The 13,029-nt window shown below is 69.3% G+C and carries 17 protein-coding genes and 2 pseudogenes; 12 read left to right on the forward strand and 7 right to left on the reverse strand.

All coding sequences use genetic code 11. The features are described from left to right. Positions 1 to 111: 111 nt before the first annotated feature. From PBN85_RS18575 to PBN85_RS18585, 3 genes and pseudogenes are all read left to right on the forward strand, one after another. A complete protein-coding gene (locus PBN85_RS18575; protein WP_271301117.1) occupies positions 112 to 441 on the forward strand; it encodes a hypothetical protein in 330 nt (109 codons plus the stop codon). Positions 442 to 637: 196 nt separating this feature from the next. Continuing rightward, positions 638 to 1,699: a glycosyltransferase family 4 protein gene (locus PBN85_RS18580; protein WP_271301118.1), complete on the forward strand. Its 1,062-nt coding sequence runs from the start codon at positions 638 to 640 to the stop codon at positions 1,697 to 1,699. 367 nt (positions 1,700 to 2,066) lie between these two features. After that, positions 2,067 to 3,162: pseudogene (locus tag PBN85_RS18585) on the forward strand (PQQ-dependent sugar dehydrogenase). A 21-nt stretch (positions 3,163 to 3,183) separates the two neighbouring features. Here the strand turns inward: PBN85_RS18585 and PBN85_RS18590 are convergent. Continuing rightward, positions 3,184 to 3,585, reverse strand: coding sequence for a hypothetical protein (locus PBN85_RS18590; RefSeq protein ID WP_271301119.1), 402 nt, complete (start codon positions 3,583 to 3,585; stop codon positions 3,184 to 3,186). 156 nt (positions 3,586 to 3,741) lie between these two features. Between PBN85_RS18590 and PBN85_RS18595 the strand changes: the two genes are divergently transcribed. The 4 genes and pseudogenes from PBN85_RS18595 to PBN85_RS19035 form a co-directional block, all read left to right on the forward strand. Continuing rightward, on the forward strand, positions 3,742 to 4,419 hold the full coding sequence (locus tag PBN85_RS18595) for a hypothetical protein (protein WP_271301120.1): 678 nt from the start codon (positions 3,742 to 3,744) through the stop codon (positions 4,417 to 4,419). Continuing rightward, positions 4,373 to 4,633, forward strand: coding sequence for a DUF6662 family protein (locus PBN85_RS18985; protein ID WP_333781848.1), 261 nt, complete (start codon positions 4,373 to 4,375; stop codon positions 4,631 to 4,633). Before PBN85_RS18595 ends, PBN85_RS18985 begins: the two co-directional genes overlap by 47 nt. Then, positions 4,633 to 5,166 (forward strand): FMN-binding protein, encoded by a 534-nt coding sequence (locus PBN85_RS18605; protein WP_271301122.1) that lies wholly within the window; start codon positions 4,633 to 4,635, stop codon positions 5,164 to 5,166. Before PBN85_RS18985 ends, PBN85_RS18605 begins: the two co-directional genes overlap by 1 nt. 56 nt (positions 5,167 to 5,222) lie before the next feature. Continuing rightward, a pseudogene (locus tag PBN85_RS19035) lies at positions 5,223 to 5,675 on the forward strand (FAD:protein FMN transferase); the annotation flags it as partial. Here the strand turns inward: PBN85_RS19035 and PBN85_RS18610 are convergent. After that, positions 5,654 to 5,854 carry a hypothetical protein gene (locus PBN85_RS18610; RefSeq protein WP_271301123.1) on the reverse strand — a complete coding sequence of 67 codons (201 nt, stop codon included), beginning with the start codon at positions 5,852 to 5,854 and terminating at the stop codon, positions 5,654 to 5,656. The pseudogene PBN85_RS19035 and the gene PBN85_RS18610 sit on opposite strands and share 22 nt — an antisense overlap. Before the next feature lie 80 nt (positions 5,855 to 5,934). Between PBN85_RS18610 and PBN85_RS18615 the strand changes: the two genes are divergently transcribed. Both PBN85_RS18615 and PBN85_RS18620 read left to right on the forward strand, forming a co-directional pair. Beyond that, entirely contained in the window at positions 5,935 to 6,378 is a 444-nt protein-coding gene (locus PBN85_RS18615) for a hypothetical protein (protein ID WP_271301124.1), read from the forward strand. 175 nt (positions 6,379 to 6,553) lie between these two features. Then, complete coding sequence (locus PBN85_RS18620) at positions 6,554 to 6,787, forward strand: hypothetical protein (protein ID WP_271301125.1); 234 nt, start codon at positions 6,554 to 6,556, stop codon at positions 6,785 to 6,787. A 13-nt stretch (positions 6,788 to 6,800) separates the two neighbouring features. Here the strand turns inward: PBN85_RS18620 and PBN85_RS18625 are convergent, their stop codons facing one another. Next, on the reverse strand, positions 6,801 to 7,226 hold the full coding sequence (locus PBN85_RS18625; RefSeq protein ID WP_271301126.1) for a hypothetical protein: 426 nt from the start codon (positions 7,224 to 7,226) through the stop codon (positions 6,801 to 6,803). A gap of 94 nt (positions 7,227 to 7,320) precedes the next feature. Between PBN85_RS18625 and PBN85_RS18630 the strand changes: the two genes are divergently transcribed. From PBN85_RS18630 to PBN85_RS18640, 3 genes are all read left to right on the forward strand, one after another. Further along, positions 7,321 to 7,671, forward strand: a complete 351-nt coding sequence (locus PBN85_RS18630; RefSeq protein WP_037533948.1) for a hypothetical protein — start codon at positions 7,321 to 7,323, stop codon at positions 7,669 to 7,671. Positions 7,672 to 7,697: 26 nt separating this feature from the next. Continuing rightward, positions 7,698 to 8,204 (forward strand): RES family NAD+ phosphorylase, encoded by a 507-nt coding sequence (locus PBN85_RS18635; RefSeq protein ID WP_271301127.1) that lies wholly within the window; start codon positions 7,698 to 7,700, stop codon positions 8,202 to 8,204. Between the two features lie 63 nt (positions 8,205 to 8,267). Then, the gene (locus PBN85_RS18640) at positions 8,268 to 8,993 is read left to right on the forward strand and encodes a Crp/Fnr family transcriptional regulator (protein WP_271301128.1); all 726 of its coding nucleotides are present in this window, start codon (positions 8,268 to 8,270) and stop codon (positions 8,991 to 8,993) included. 84 nt (positions 8,994 to 9,077) lie between these two features. Here the strand turns inward: PBN85_RS18640 and PBN85_RS18645 are convergent, their stop codons facing one another. From PBN85_RS18645 to PBN85_RS18660, 4 genes are read right to left on the reverse strand one after another with little or no spacing between them, the layout of a single operon-like run. Next, positions 9,078 to 9,971 carry a glycosyltransferase family 2 protein gene (locus PBN85_RS18645; RefSeq protein ID WP_271301129.1) on the reverse strand — a complete coding sequence of 298 codons (894 nt, stop codon included), beginning with the start codon at positions 9,969 to 9,971 and terminating at the stop codon, positions 9,078 to 9,080. Next, entirely contained in the window at positions 9,968 to 10,879 is a 912-nt protein-coding gene (locus PBN85_RS18650) for a polysaccharide pyruvyl transferase family protein (protein WP_271301130.1), read from the reverse strand. The genes PBN85_RS18645 and PBN85_RS18650 overlap by 4 nt, the downstream gene beginning before the upstream one ends. Then, positions 10,876 to 11,949, reverse strand: a complete 1,074-nt coding sequence (locus PBN85_RS18655) for a glycosyltransferase (RefSeq protein ID WP_271301131.1) — start codon at positions 11,947 to 11,949, stop codon at positions 10,876 to 10,878. The genes PBN85_RS18650 and PBN85_RS18655 overlap by 4 nt, the downstream gene beginning before the upstream one ends. After that, positions 11,946 to 12,875 (reverse strand): glycosyltransferase family 2 protein, encoded by a 930-nt coding sequence (locus tag PBN85_RS18660; protein ID WP_271301132.1) that lies wholly within the window; start codon positions 12,873 to 12,875, stop codon positions 11,946 to 11,948. Before PBN85_RS18660 ends, PBN85_RS18655 begins: the two co-directional genes overlap by 4 nt. Positions 12,876 to 13,029 lie beyond the last annotated feature (154 nt).

A 13,029-nucleotide genomic window follows, 5' to 3' on the forward strand; every position in this document is an offset into this window, starting at 1 on the left:
GGTCGCCGCACCAGGACAGACGATCTGACTGATCTATCGCCTTCCCTGAGGGGCGGCAACCATCGCAGCATGGCGGCTCAAACCGAATACCGCGCCTACATGGTGTAGCACGTGCGAGCGTGGAAACCCGCCACCAACCGTGCATCGATCAACGCTTTTAGCACTCAAGCGAAGGCGGTGGTGTGGTGGCGTGGTGGCGTGGTGGCGTGGTGGCGTGGTGGCGTGGTGGCGTGGTGGCGTGGTGGCGTGGTGGCGTGGTGGCGTGGTGGCGTGGTGGCGTGGTGGCGTGGTGGCGTGGTGGCGTGGTGGCGTGGTGGCGTGGTGGCGTGGTGGCGTGGTGGCGTGGTGGCGTGGTGGCGTGGTGGCGTGGTGGCGTGGTGGCGTGGTGGCGTGGTGGCGTGGTGGCGTGTTTTACTTAAATATCATTTAGTCTATATTTAACAATGCATAATTTTTACTTTAAAAACTATCTAATTCTAAATATAGTGCAAACTTATTTGCCATTTTGCGTTGCGATGGCGACGTTTATAATATTTTGACACAATTGGATGTAATTTGGTAGCGCCGTTATCGTATTGGCGCCTTGCCCTGCCAAAAACAGGTTAGAAGCGGCTTTTTGCCTGTTCCCGGAGTCTGCATGAAAATCGTTCATTATCTCAATCATACCGAGAAGGCGAATGGACATGTTGCGGTGTCGGTTGACCTCGCCTGCGCGCAGGTCGAGGCGGGACATGATGTTTACATGGTTTCTGGGCCCGGCGATTTTGATGCGATACTACGCCGTCATGGCGTGACGGTGGTAACGGTGCCACACTCTAAAGGACCTTTGCCATTGCGCTTGTTGCGCATGGCCGCCGCATTCCTCCCCGTTATACGCCGGATTCGGCCCGATGTGGTCAACGCCCATATGGTGGCAGCCGCAATCACTGCGCGCGTCATTCAGCCTCTGATAGGCTATAAACTGATAACCACGGTCCATAATTCTTTCGACAGACAATCGCCCATGATGCGGGTCGGCGATCGTGTAATCGCAGTTAGTGACGCAGTTCGTACGGAGATGATAGGCAAAGGAATCAAGGCCGAAAAGCTTCGTACAATCCGCAATGGTACCATCGGGGGTGCTCGGCGCCCCTCCATGCCAGAGCAGCTAATGGATTTGCAGCATCCGGCGATCACTACCGTTGGCGGCCTTCATCCTCGTAAAGGAATCAATCGGCTTATAGAGGCTTTTGCTGTTGCGCATCGAACTCATCCAAATGCACATCTATACATTGTGGGGGATGGACCTCGCCGAAGAGACTACGAGAAGCAGGCCCTTGCTTCTGGAAGCGGATCATCAATCCATTTTCTAGGACATCTTGATGATCCTCGAGAAGTCTTGGGATCTACGGACATCTTCGCTCTGGCGTCTTTAAGTGAGCCATTTGGCCTTGTTGTCGCTGAGGCGCGTCAGATGGGATGTGCTATTGTTGCAACGAATGTCGACGGCATTCCTGAAGCGGTTGGCGAACCATCCAACGCAATTCTCGTGCCTCCCAATGATGCCGAAGCACTAGCCAAAGGCTTGGATCGTCTTCTATCCGACACGATCCTGCGCGAGAAAATGGCAATGGCTGCCGGAACAGCACTTGATGAACTGACTGTCCGTCGCATGTCAGATTTGACACTCGATTTATACACAGAGGCGATTGGTGGTTGATGCCACAGGCCTCGTATTAACACGCCACAGGCAGAGATATTATCGACCCGCCTGAAGTTGAGACTGCCTACCGCGAGTTTGGCCTAAGACGGGAGTGGTGAGGTGGTAAGGCGGCATATAATGCGTCAGCGATTTCCAAAATCTTCAGCGATGCAATGCGTAGCGCCGTATATGGGCCAGCACGTGATTTGAAAGCTTGCGCACGGTGCCGCGCGCGCATGGTATAATTTCGCATTCGCAGGCGTTTAATCGGGGTCCCGGATGTCCGCCGGCGTCAGCCAGGACGATGACGATGCGCACAGCGCCGCTGTACCTGATCCTGATGCTCGCCGCCTGTGGCGGTGACGGCAGCGATGCCCCCGCCGGCATGGCGGGTGCGACGCCGACCCCCGCCGCGACGGCGACGGCGACGCCGACAACGAGCCCGGGCCCGGCGGTGGCCGCGGTCGATCAGCGCGTCGTCGCCAGCTTCGACAATCCCTGGGCGATGGTGTTTCTGCCCGACGGGCGGCTGCTCGTCACCGAGAAGCCGGGGCAGTTGCAGCTCGTCACCCAGGCGGGCGTCAAGACGGTGGTCGCCGGCGTGCCGCGTGTCACCTATTCCAGCCAGCTCGGTCTGCAGGACGTCGTGCTCGCTCGCGGTTTTGCGACTAACGCGCGGATCTGGCTGAGCTACGCCGAGCCCGCCAGCGGCGGCCAGCAGCTCGCCGTCGCCCGTGCGACGCTCGACCTCGCCGCCACGCCGCGGCTCACCGACCTGGCGGTGACCTGGCGTGCGACGCCGGCGACCACCGGCGGGCAATTGGGTGTGCGGCTCGCCTTCGCGCCCGACGGCGAGACGCTCTACATCACCAGCGGCGAGCGCCAGCAGGGTACGCCCGCGCGGGATTTGTCGCGGACGCTCGGCAAGATCGTGCGGATCACGCGCGACGGCGGTGCCGCGGCGGGCAATCCCTTCGCCACGACCGCCGGCGCACGCGCCGACATCTGGTCGCTCGGCCATCGCAACCCCTACGGCCTGGTCTTCGCCAGCGACGGCCGGCTGTTCGCATCCGAGATGGGGCCGGCGGGCGGCGACGAGTTCAACCTGATCGAGCCAGGCAGAAATTACGGCTGGCCGCGGGTATCGGAGGCCGACGATTACGACGGCACGCCGATCCCGCGCCACGCGACCGATCCGGCCTATACGCCGCCTCTGGTGAGCTGGACGCCGGTGATCGCGCCGGGCGGGATGATCCAGTATCGCGGCACCGCCTTTACCGGCTGGACCGACGACTTCCTCCTCGCCGGGCTGGTCCAGCAGGGTATCGTCCGGGCCCGCGTCAACCGGCACGCGCGCCAGCAAGGTCACGCGCCTCGATCTCGGCGCGCGGATCCGCGAGGTCGAGGAGGGGCCCGACGGGCTGCTCTGGGTGCTGCGCGACGGCAGCAGCGGCGCGCTCGTCCGCCTGCCGCCGCGCTGACGCACACGCGCGGCGTGCGGGTCAGGCGAGGGTGGTGAGCGACGCGTAATAATCGGTCAGCGACTCTCCGGGCCCGTCGGCAATGCAGCGCATGACGCGCTCGACCGGCCAGAGTGAGATGCTGCCGAGCTGTAGCCGCGGGTTGATCACCTCATGTCCGGCGGCAGGGTCGCCGTCATGCCAGCTGCCGCCGAGCGTGCGGCGGATCACTTCGCCGAGATAGGCGGCCGCGCCGATCACCAGATCGCCCGCATCCGCCGGATCGACGCGGCGGTCGAACAGCGCGGTCAGCATCGCGTCGAGCGCGACCAGGCTGGCCGGCGTGTAATCGAGCCGCTCGCCGCCCTGCTCCTCGTGGAAGGCGACGAATTCGTCGGCCTGCTCGATGATCTCCCCCAGTTCCACCGCTGCCTCCCCGTTCACGGTCCGCTCTCATTATAGCGGCACAGCGTCCCCATCCGACGCACCGTCGCCTGTCGCGCCGACGACAATCGCCCTGACCGGCGACCGCCCGCAGCGATCCGCGTCTATAGGCTAATGATAATCACTATCGTGAAAGAGGGTATCATGGCTTTCGGTGTGCGGCGCGACGGGATCGCGATCGCTCTGGTCTGCGCAGGCGTGCTGGCGGCGGCCCCGGCGCGGGCGAGCGAGGGGATGTTCTCGCGCGTCTATACCGCCGACTTCACCCCCTCCGACCATGTCGAAATCGAGCAGGTGGTGCGCGAGCGCGCCGGCCGCGTCTTCGGTCATTACGACGCCACCGACCTGCGCACCGAGCTCGAATATGGCGTCACCGACAATTTCCAGGCGGCGCTCTACGTCAACACCAACCGCATGCATGCGACGCGGACCAGCGACGACGATGACGAGCAGGCCGATACCGGCTTCACCCGCCACTACGTCACGCTGGAGAGCATCTCGACCGAATTCGTCTATCGCGCCTTGAGCCCGTACAAATCGCGCCAAGGCTGGGGCCTCGCGCTCGATCTCGAGCCCGAATATGCCTTTCACGACCTGCACAACGGGCTGCGCTACGCGCCCGGCACCTTCTTGCTCGAAGGCCGCGCGATCGTGCAGGAGAAATTCGCAGGATCGGCTGATCCTTGCCTACAATCTCGTCCTCGAGGCGGAATCGATCCGCTTCGCCGGCCGGCCCGACACCAACAGCGAGCTCGACTGGAACAACGAGCTCGGCGTCACCTATCGCATCGCGCCGCGCGTCTTCCTCGGCGGCGAGTTCCGCAACCACAATGAATACGGCAATTTCACCCATCACGAACATTCGGTCTATTGGGCGGGGCCGGTGGTCCATTATGCCGACCAGCATCTGTGGGCGACGCTCGGCCTGCTCCGCCAGTTCGCCGGCGACCCCGGCCATGACGAGGATGGCAACGACATCGGCAACCGGCTGTTCCTGCGCAGCCACGAACGCAACGAGCTGACCTTCAAGCTCGGCATTCCGCTGTGATGGGCGGGCGCAGGCGCTGGGCCGGCGCGACGCTGATCACCGCGACCGCCGCGCTCGCCGCGCCGGGCTGGGCGCGTACCACGATGACGCTCGCTGAGGCGCAGGCGATCCTGTTCCCGCACGTCACGCTGGTCGCCGACGACCGCGTGCTGACGGCGGAGCAGATCGCCGCGATCCACCGGCGCAGCGACGTCGCGGTGCTGTCGAAGACGGTGCACAGCTGGCGCGCGCCCGACGGCGGCCGATTGTTCGTCGACCAGGTGCTCGGCAAGCATGAGATGATCACGCTGGCGCTCGCGCTCGACGCGGGCGGCGCGGTGCGCGGGCTCGAGATCCTCGACTATCGCGAGAGTTACGGCGGGCAGGTGCGCGATCCCGCCTGGCGGCGGCAATTCACCGGCAAGCGCGACGGCGCGCCGCTGCGGCTCGACCGCGACATCCACGGCATCTCCGGCGGCAAGCTGTCGGCGCGCCATGTCACCGAGGGGGTGCGCCGGCTGCTCGCCACCAACGGCATCGTCTTTGCCGGGTGAGGGGGCCGGCTGAGGGGGCACCGGTCGAGCGCGTCCGGCCGCTGCTCGGCACGTTGGTGTCGATCCGCATCGACGAGGGCGGCGGCGATGCCGCGGCGGCGATCGCGCGCGGTTTCGCGGCGATCGCGCATGTCCACCGGGTGATAAGCGCGCAGGCGGCGGACAGCGACCTTGCCGCGATCGCCCGCGCCGGCGGCGGCGCGGCGGTGACGGTCGACCGCGCCACCGCCGCCTGTCTGCGCGCCGCGCTGCGCCTCGCCGCGGCGAGCGACGGACTGTTCGACCCGGTGCTGCCCGGCGACGGCGCGCGCTGGCGCGACCTTGCGCTCGCCGGCCACCGCGTCCGCGTCGCGCGGCGGCTGCGGCTCGACCTGTCGGGGATCGCCAAGGGCTATGCGGTCGACCGCGCCTGCGCGGCGTTGCGCGCGGCGGGCGTGCGCCGCGCGATCGTCAATGCCGGCGGCGACCTCGCGGTGCTCGGCGGCGGCTATCGCATCCGGCTCGCGCCCGGCCATGCCGCACCGGCGGCGGTGGTCGCGCTCGATCGCGGCGCGCTGGCGAGCAGCGACGTCGCCGCGGCCCGCGCCGACCATGGCATCGCGCAGCATCGCAACGGGCGCAGCGGCGCGGCGGCGCCGGCGGGCTTCGTCAGCGTGGTGGCGCGGCGCTGCCGCTGTTCGCCCGCCATCGCGCCGTCGCTTATTGCAGCCGCGCCGGTGACGACTGGCAGACGCTCGCGCCCGACGCCGGGTCGCGGCGCGCGATGCGATGACGCCGGCGCGACGCCGATGGGTGTGCCTCGTCGCGGCGCTGCTCTGGACGAGCGGCGCGGGCTGGCTGGTCGCGCATCACTGGCTGGTCCGGCTAGGCGATTACGGCCCGGTGCCGAGCCCGGTCGAGCCCTGGGCGCTGCGCCTGCACGGCGGCTGCGGCTATGCCGCGGTGGCGCTGCTCGGGCTGCTGTGGGGCGTGCACATCGGCCCGCGCTGGCGGATGCGGCGCGCGCGGCTGTCGGGGGCGCTCTTGGTCAGCGTGACGCTGGTGCTGACCGGCAGCGGCTGGCTGCTCTATTACGTCGCCGACGACGACTGGCGCGCCGGGATCGCGCAACTGCACTGGCTGCTCGGCCTTGCCGGCCTGCCGGTCTTCCTCGCCCACCGCCCGCCCGCGCGCGGGCGGGCGCGAAGGGGGAGGGCAGCGCCGGACCTCTGACGGAACGCGCGCGCCTGCGGCCGGGGATCGCCGCAGGTCATGCGGCGCATGGCCAAGCCAGTCGCCCCACCGTCAACGCGCGCCTGCGACAGATGGCGACAATTTGGTCAGGAACGATGTCATGTCGCCTGCGTAATCTCCGCATCGGCCCAGTCACGGGTCCGGAGAGACAGGCATGACCACCCCCCGTATCCTTCCCCGCATCCTCGGTGCCGTCGGCCTGTTCGCCGCGACGCTCGGCCTTGCCGGCACCGCCGATGCGCAGCGCCACGACCGCGACCATGGCCGCTATGAGCGCGATCATCGCGGCCCGCATTACGGCCGGCACGACAGCGGCCGTCACTTCGTCCGGCACGACCGCTGCCGCACCGTGATCCGTCACCACCGCCGCGTCCGCGTCTGCCGCTGACGCAACGGCGATGTCAGGCCGGGCGGCGCAGCGCGCTGCGCAGCCCGGCCGGCAGCTGCGCGGTCGGGCAATAGCGATACAGCGTCGCCGGCCCGCGCGTCGCCAGCGTGAAGCGGCGCGCGTCGAGCACCGTCACGACCTGCCGCTCGGCGACGCGCGGGGCGGGGCCGGCGCCGGCGTCGATGCACGACTGGCGGACGGTATAGCGCCGCCCGGCGCGGGCAAGCACGCGCGCGACGCACGCCCGGCTGTGCGCGCCGCTGAGGCCTTGCCCGTCATATTGGCGGATCACCGCATTGGCGGGATCGGCGCAGCCCGAACCGTGCGAGACGTAGATGCCCGGGATGAGCGGGTAGACGCCGCCCGGCCGTGGCGCGGCGCCTTGCGCGCCAACGCCGGTCAGAAGGAGGGCGAGCAGCGCGGCAGCGGAACGGATCATCCGTCGACAACGCACATGGCCGCGCCCGGTGCCTGCCGCATCGGACTTGCCGCCGAGCGATAACGGGTGCATATAACGGGCAGGGAGTGCATCTATGCTTGCCGCCTTTCTCGATGACATCCGCGACGCTGATCTGATCGCACCGCGTCGGCTCGCCGGGCGGCTGCGGCTGCCGCTGACGCAGCTCGCCAAGCTGGCGCGGGTCAACCGCAACACGATGACCGCGCGTCCCGAAAGCCCGGCGGTCCAGGCCAAGCTCGGCGAGATCGCGCGGATCATCGCGCGCGCCGCGGAACTCTCCGGCGACGAGGGCAAGGCGATCATCTGGTTCCGCCACCAGCCGATCGCCGGCTTCGGCAAAACCGCCGAGCAGCTGGTCGAGGCGGGCGAGGCGGCGGCCGTGCTGTGGACGCTCGAGTCGATGGATCAGGGCGTCTATGCCTGAACATGGCGCGGCGCGCCGAGCGGACGATGACTGACCTTGTCCCGCTCGCCGGACGTTTCTGGCGGATGCTCGGCGTGCGCTGGCACCGGCGGCCGTTCGACAGCGGCGCACATCTGACCGGCGGCCGCTGGAACCCGCCAGGAATGGCAGCACTCTACCTGTCTGCCGATCATGCCACCGCGATCGCCGAGATGCATCAGGATCTGGTCAGGCCGGGGACGTTGGTCGCCTTCGACATCCGCGCGGACGCGATCGCGGATCTGCGCGGCGGCGATCCGGCGGTGCTCGGCTGTGCCTGGCGGCGGCTGTTCCAGCTCGACCATTGCGTCCCACCGACCTGGACGCTGGCCGAGACGCTGCGCGATGCCGGCGCCGACGGCGCGCTGGTGCCGTCGGTGCAGCAGGCCGGTGGCAGCAATCTGGTGCTGTGGCGCTGGCACGACGCGCGCACGGCCGGTCCGGGTGCGGCGCTGACGCTGCTCGATCCCGAGGCGGTGTTGACCGACGATGCGTCCGACGCCGCTAAAAGTTGAACCATTTTGAACTCTTATCCCTATGGTACGCTTCGACCGTCCATTGGGTAGGAATGTCAGGGATTGTATCCGCTCCACCGTTACCGTGCACTTGCCGACCTGACCCGTGACGAGGAGGCGGCGCTCGTCACGTTGGGCGATGCGCCGGTCACCCGCCCGCCCGGCCATATGATCCGGCCGGAAGGCGCGCCGGTGTCGGGCTTCTACCTCCATATCCGCGGCTGGATCACCTCGTCGATCATGCTGCGCAACGGTGCGCGGCTGATCCAGAAGGTGCATCTGCCCGGCGACATGCTCGGCACGCCGAGCATGGTGCTGCCGCATGCGGCCGATACGCTGACCACGGTGACCGAGGCGACCGTCGCCTTCGTGCCGTTCACGCGGCTCGGCGCGGTCTACACCCGCCTGCCGCGGCTCGCCGCGCTGTTCACCTTCGCCGCCCAGGTCGAGCGGGTGTCGCTGATGGACACGCTGGCGGTGACCGGCCGCGCCTCCGCGCGCGAACAGCTCGCGCGGCTGCTGTTCGACCTGCATGCGCGGCTGCTGCCGCTGGGCCTGGTGGTCGACGACGGCTTCGACCTGCCGCTGACCCAGGAGGCGATCGGCGATCTCGCCGGGCTGACCGCGGTCCACGTCAACCGCAAGCTGCGCGACTTCCGCGAGGAGGGGCTGATCGCGCGCGACGGCACGACGATCCGCCTGCTCGACCTGCCGCGGCTGCGCGCGCTCTCCCCGATCCTGCCCCGCGCGCTCCGCTTCGACGCCGCGTGGCTGCCACCGGCGATCTAGAGGGTTCACGCGGAGGCGCGGAGAAGGTGCGTGAGCGGGGATATGTTGCCCGTCATCGGCTCTGAGGGCGCTGGTGCCATGCCCTTATGCCCGCAGGGCGTGGCGCCAGTAGAAGAGGAAGCCGCGCAATTTGTGGCGCAGGCGGAAGGCGTAGAAGGCGCGGATGCCGGCGTGGGTGGTCACCGGGTCGGCGAGGTCGCGCCACAGGTCGGCGATGTCGCGCAGCAGCGCGCGCGCGATCCACGCATCGCGCCAGTGTTTGGCGTAGAGCGCGCCGTCGCCGAAGCCATAGCCGGCGAGCAGCCGCGTCTCCTCGTCGCGGTGGCGGCGGCCGTGGTGGTGGTCGACGGTGAAGCGATGGTCGTAATGCAGGCCGACGCCGCAGCGCATCGCACGGAACAGGAAGTCGGTGTCCTCTGCCGCGACGAACGGCGCGCCGGCACCGAAGCGTTCGTCGAACCGGCCGACGCGGCGCGGCACGTCGGCGGTGAAGGCGAGGTTGGCGCCCATCACGAAGCCGCCGGGGAAGCGGCCGGCGACCGCGGTCATCGGGTGATCCTCGAGCTTGACCGTCACCGGCAGGTCGGCGGGATCGCCGAGCAGGATGCGCCCGCCGACGATCGCCGGCGCCGGCACCGCGGCGAAGGCGGCGAGCAGCGCGGCGAAATAATCGGCGTGGAGCAGGCAGTCGTCGTCGGTCATCGCGACGATCCGGCCGCTCGCCCGCGCCAGCGCATGGTTGCGCGCCCGCGCGAGGCCGGGCCGCGTCTCGCGCAGGCGATGGACGGGGAAATGCGGCTGCCAGCCGGCGATCACCGCCGCGGTCGCGTCGGCCGAGCCGTTGTCGACCAGGATCACCTCGATCGACACCTGGGGCGCGGCATCGGCGGCGCGCGTGATCGAGGCGAGCGTCGCGGCGAGGCTGGCGCAGCGGTCGCGGGTGCAGACCAGCAGGCTGACGTCGGGCGCTTCGCTCATCCGGCAGCGAGCCGCGCGACCGCGGCGATCGCCTCCGCCATCGTCGCGGCGGCGGCGTTCGGCGTGGCGGCGGGCCAGGTCGCGCGATAGGCGGCGATCTTGCCGTAATCATTGTCGAGCACGACGTGCGGCAGCGCGAGCAGATCGGCGAGGATCGCGCCGTGCAGCCGGTCGGTGACCAGCACCGCACCCTGCGCGATCAGCGCCAGCCCGCGCGCGACGCGGTGGCGCGCCTGCGCATCGCGCGCGGCGATGTCGTCGCCGGCGGGCAGGTCGGGCGCATCGTCGAGCCAGTCGACGACGCGCGCGCCCGCGGGCGGCGGCGCGCCGTGATCGCGGCGCTCGTCGTCGCTGCGCAACAGCATCAGCAGCGGCGCCTCCGCCGGGCCACGCGGCTGCGCGCCCAAGGCGATCGCGGAATCGGGGACGAGTCGCACCGGCGCGGCGAGCCGGTCGGCGGCGAAGGCGAGGCTGGTCGCGTCGCGGACGTAGAGCGTGAAATCGGGATGGGCGTCGGCGAGCGCGACGAAGCGCGCCGCCTCGCCCGGATCACGGAAATGGATCGACTGCGGCAATTGCACCACCGGCCGGTCGCGCACCCGCGCCAGCACCGTCTCGCGGAAGCGCTGGTGATGCGGCCAGATATCGCCGAGATTGCCGCCGCCATGGAGGAAGACGACCTCCGCCTCCGCCGCGGCGAGCGCGTCGATGTCAAGATCATGCCATGTCGACACGTAGACGGGTCGACGTCCGGTGATCGCCTCGAGCAAGGCGCATTCGCCGAGCCAGATCGCGCTGTCGCCGACATTGGCGTGATCGGGAAAGTCGAGCAGCGCATAGCGCGTGCCGGCGCCGACATGCGTGCGATAGGCGGCGTCGAGCGCCGCCAGCGTCGCGGGCGGGCTCATGCGGCGAGCGCGGCGTGGTCGGCGATCGCCGCGCGGTACAGCGCCTCGCAGCGTTCGAGCCAGCGGTCGCGGCCGAACATCCGCACGGCGCGGTCGCGCGCCACCGGCCGCGGAATGGCGAGCGCCTGCCGTATCGCCGCGGCGAGCGCGGCGGCGTCGCCGACCGGGGCGAAGGCGCCCGCCTCGCCGATCACCTCGCGCGCGGCACCCTGGTCGAAGGCGGCGACCGGCAGGCCGCAGGCCATCGCCTCGGCGGCGACCAGCCCGAACGGCTCGTCCCAGCATGGCGTGAACAGGAACAAAGCGGCGCGGCCGAGTTCGGCGGCAAGCGCCTCGCCGGGCAGATGACCGCGATAGCGGATCGTCTCACCGAGCAGCGGCGCGACCTCGGCGGCGTGATAGTCGGGATCCTCGATCGGGCCGAACAGGTCGAGCGGGATGCCGGCGCGGCGCGCCGCCTCGGCGGCGCAATGCGGCCCCTTGTTGGGGGTGATCCGCCCGCACCAGATGGCGCGGCCGTCGCCCGTCGCGCGATACGGCCAGGCATCGGTATCGATGCCGTTGTGCAGCACCGACGCCTGCGCCGGCGCACCCTCCGGCCACCAGGCGGCGAGCTGCGTCGCCGAGGTGACGGTGAGCCGATGCCCCGGCGTCGCGCTGGCGCGGACGAACCAGTGCAGCGCATCGTATGGCGGCACGTGCAGCGAGGTGACGGTCGGCGTCACCGCGGTGCGCCGCGGCTCGATCGCGAACCGGTGCAGGCTGTTGTTGTGGACGACGTCATAGCCGCCGGCGGCGATCCGGTCGCAGGCGGCGGCATAGGCGGCGTCGAGATGCGCGATCAGCGGCGCCGAGCCGCGATGCTCCGCCCAGGGGAAGGTGCGCTCGTAATGTTCGGCGACGACCGGATCGATGCGGAAGCGCGGATCGCTGTCGCCCGAGGCGAACAGCGTCACGTCATGGCCGCGCGCCTGCAGCCCCGCGGCGAGCTGCCAGCCATGCGCCTCCATCCCGCCGGCGAACGGCGGGGCGATGCGCTGGCGGACATGGGCGAGGATCGCGATCCTCATGCCGCGGCGAGGCTGTCCGGCGCGGGGTGGGACCCGCGTTCCTCGAGCGTGCGGATCACGCTCGCCGTATTGGCATAGGGCTGGTGGCTCTGCTGGCCGGTCAGCGCATAATCCTCCGGCCCCGGGCGGCGCAGGATGCGCACCGGCCGGCCGGCGGTATCGTCGACCAGCCCCATCAGCCGGAAGGCGTGCAGCCAATGGCCCATCGTCCGATAGCCCCATTTGCTCTCGAACAACTCCGCGTTGCGCACGACGCTGTCGAGGTGATGGACCGGCGGCATATGGTGCGGGTGATATTGGTGATAGGCGCGCCCGCCCTTGATCCAGGCGATGGGGACGCCGGCCTGGTCGAGCGTCTTGCCGAAATCGGTGTCCTCGCCGCCATAGCCGACATAGCGTTCGTCGAACCCGCCGACGCGGAGGAAGGTGGCGCGCCGCATCGCGAAGTTAAGCGACCAGAAGCAGCGATAGTCGTTGCACGCCTCGACCCCCGCCGGCGGCGGGCCGCGCCGGTCGGAATGGCGCACCGCCAGCGCGTCGAACCGCTCCATCGACAGATCGGCGTCGGTCGCCCCGCCGGGCAGGTACATCACCTCGCCCATCAGCAGCGCATCGTGCGTCGCGAGGAAGCCGGCATAATCGGCGACCAGATCGGGGGTCGGGATGCAATCCATGTCGAGGAAGACGAGATCGTCGCCAATCGCCGCGCGCGCCGCGGCATTGCGCGCCGCGGCGAGCGGCAGCGCGTCGGCGACGACGTGCATCTGGCGGATCGGAAAGGGCGCGTCGGGCAGGTCATAGGCCTCGGCCTGCATCACCGCGACGATCAGCTCGACCGGCGGCAGGCTCTGCTGCGCGAGGCCGTGGACGAGGTTGACGAGATGCGCGGGCCGCCCCTTGGCGAGCGTGACGACGGATACGGTCATAGCGGAGTCCAGGCGAGAGGAAGAGAGGGCGTTAACGCAGCGCGGCGCCGACGGGGGCAGAATGGCGACAGCGCGGGGGAGGCGGGGTGCGACCGAGCGCTGCCAAAGCCGATGCACCGCCCCGGCGCAGGCTGGGGCCCAGTTGGGGGACCTT

The organism is Sphingomonas sp. CV7422 (genome assembly GCF_027945725.1).
Classification (GTDB): Bacteria; Pseudomonadota; Alphaproteobacteria; order Sphingomonadales; family Sphingomonadaceae; genus Sphingomonas; species Sphingomonas kyungheensis.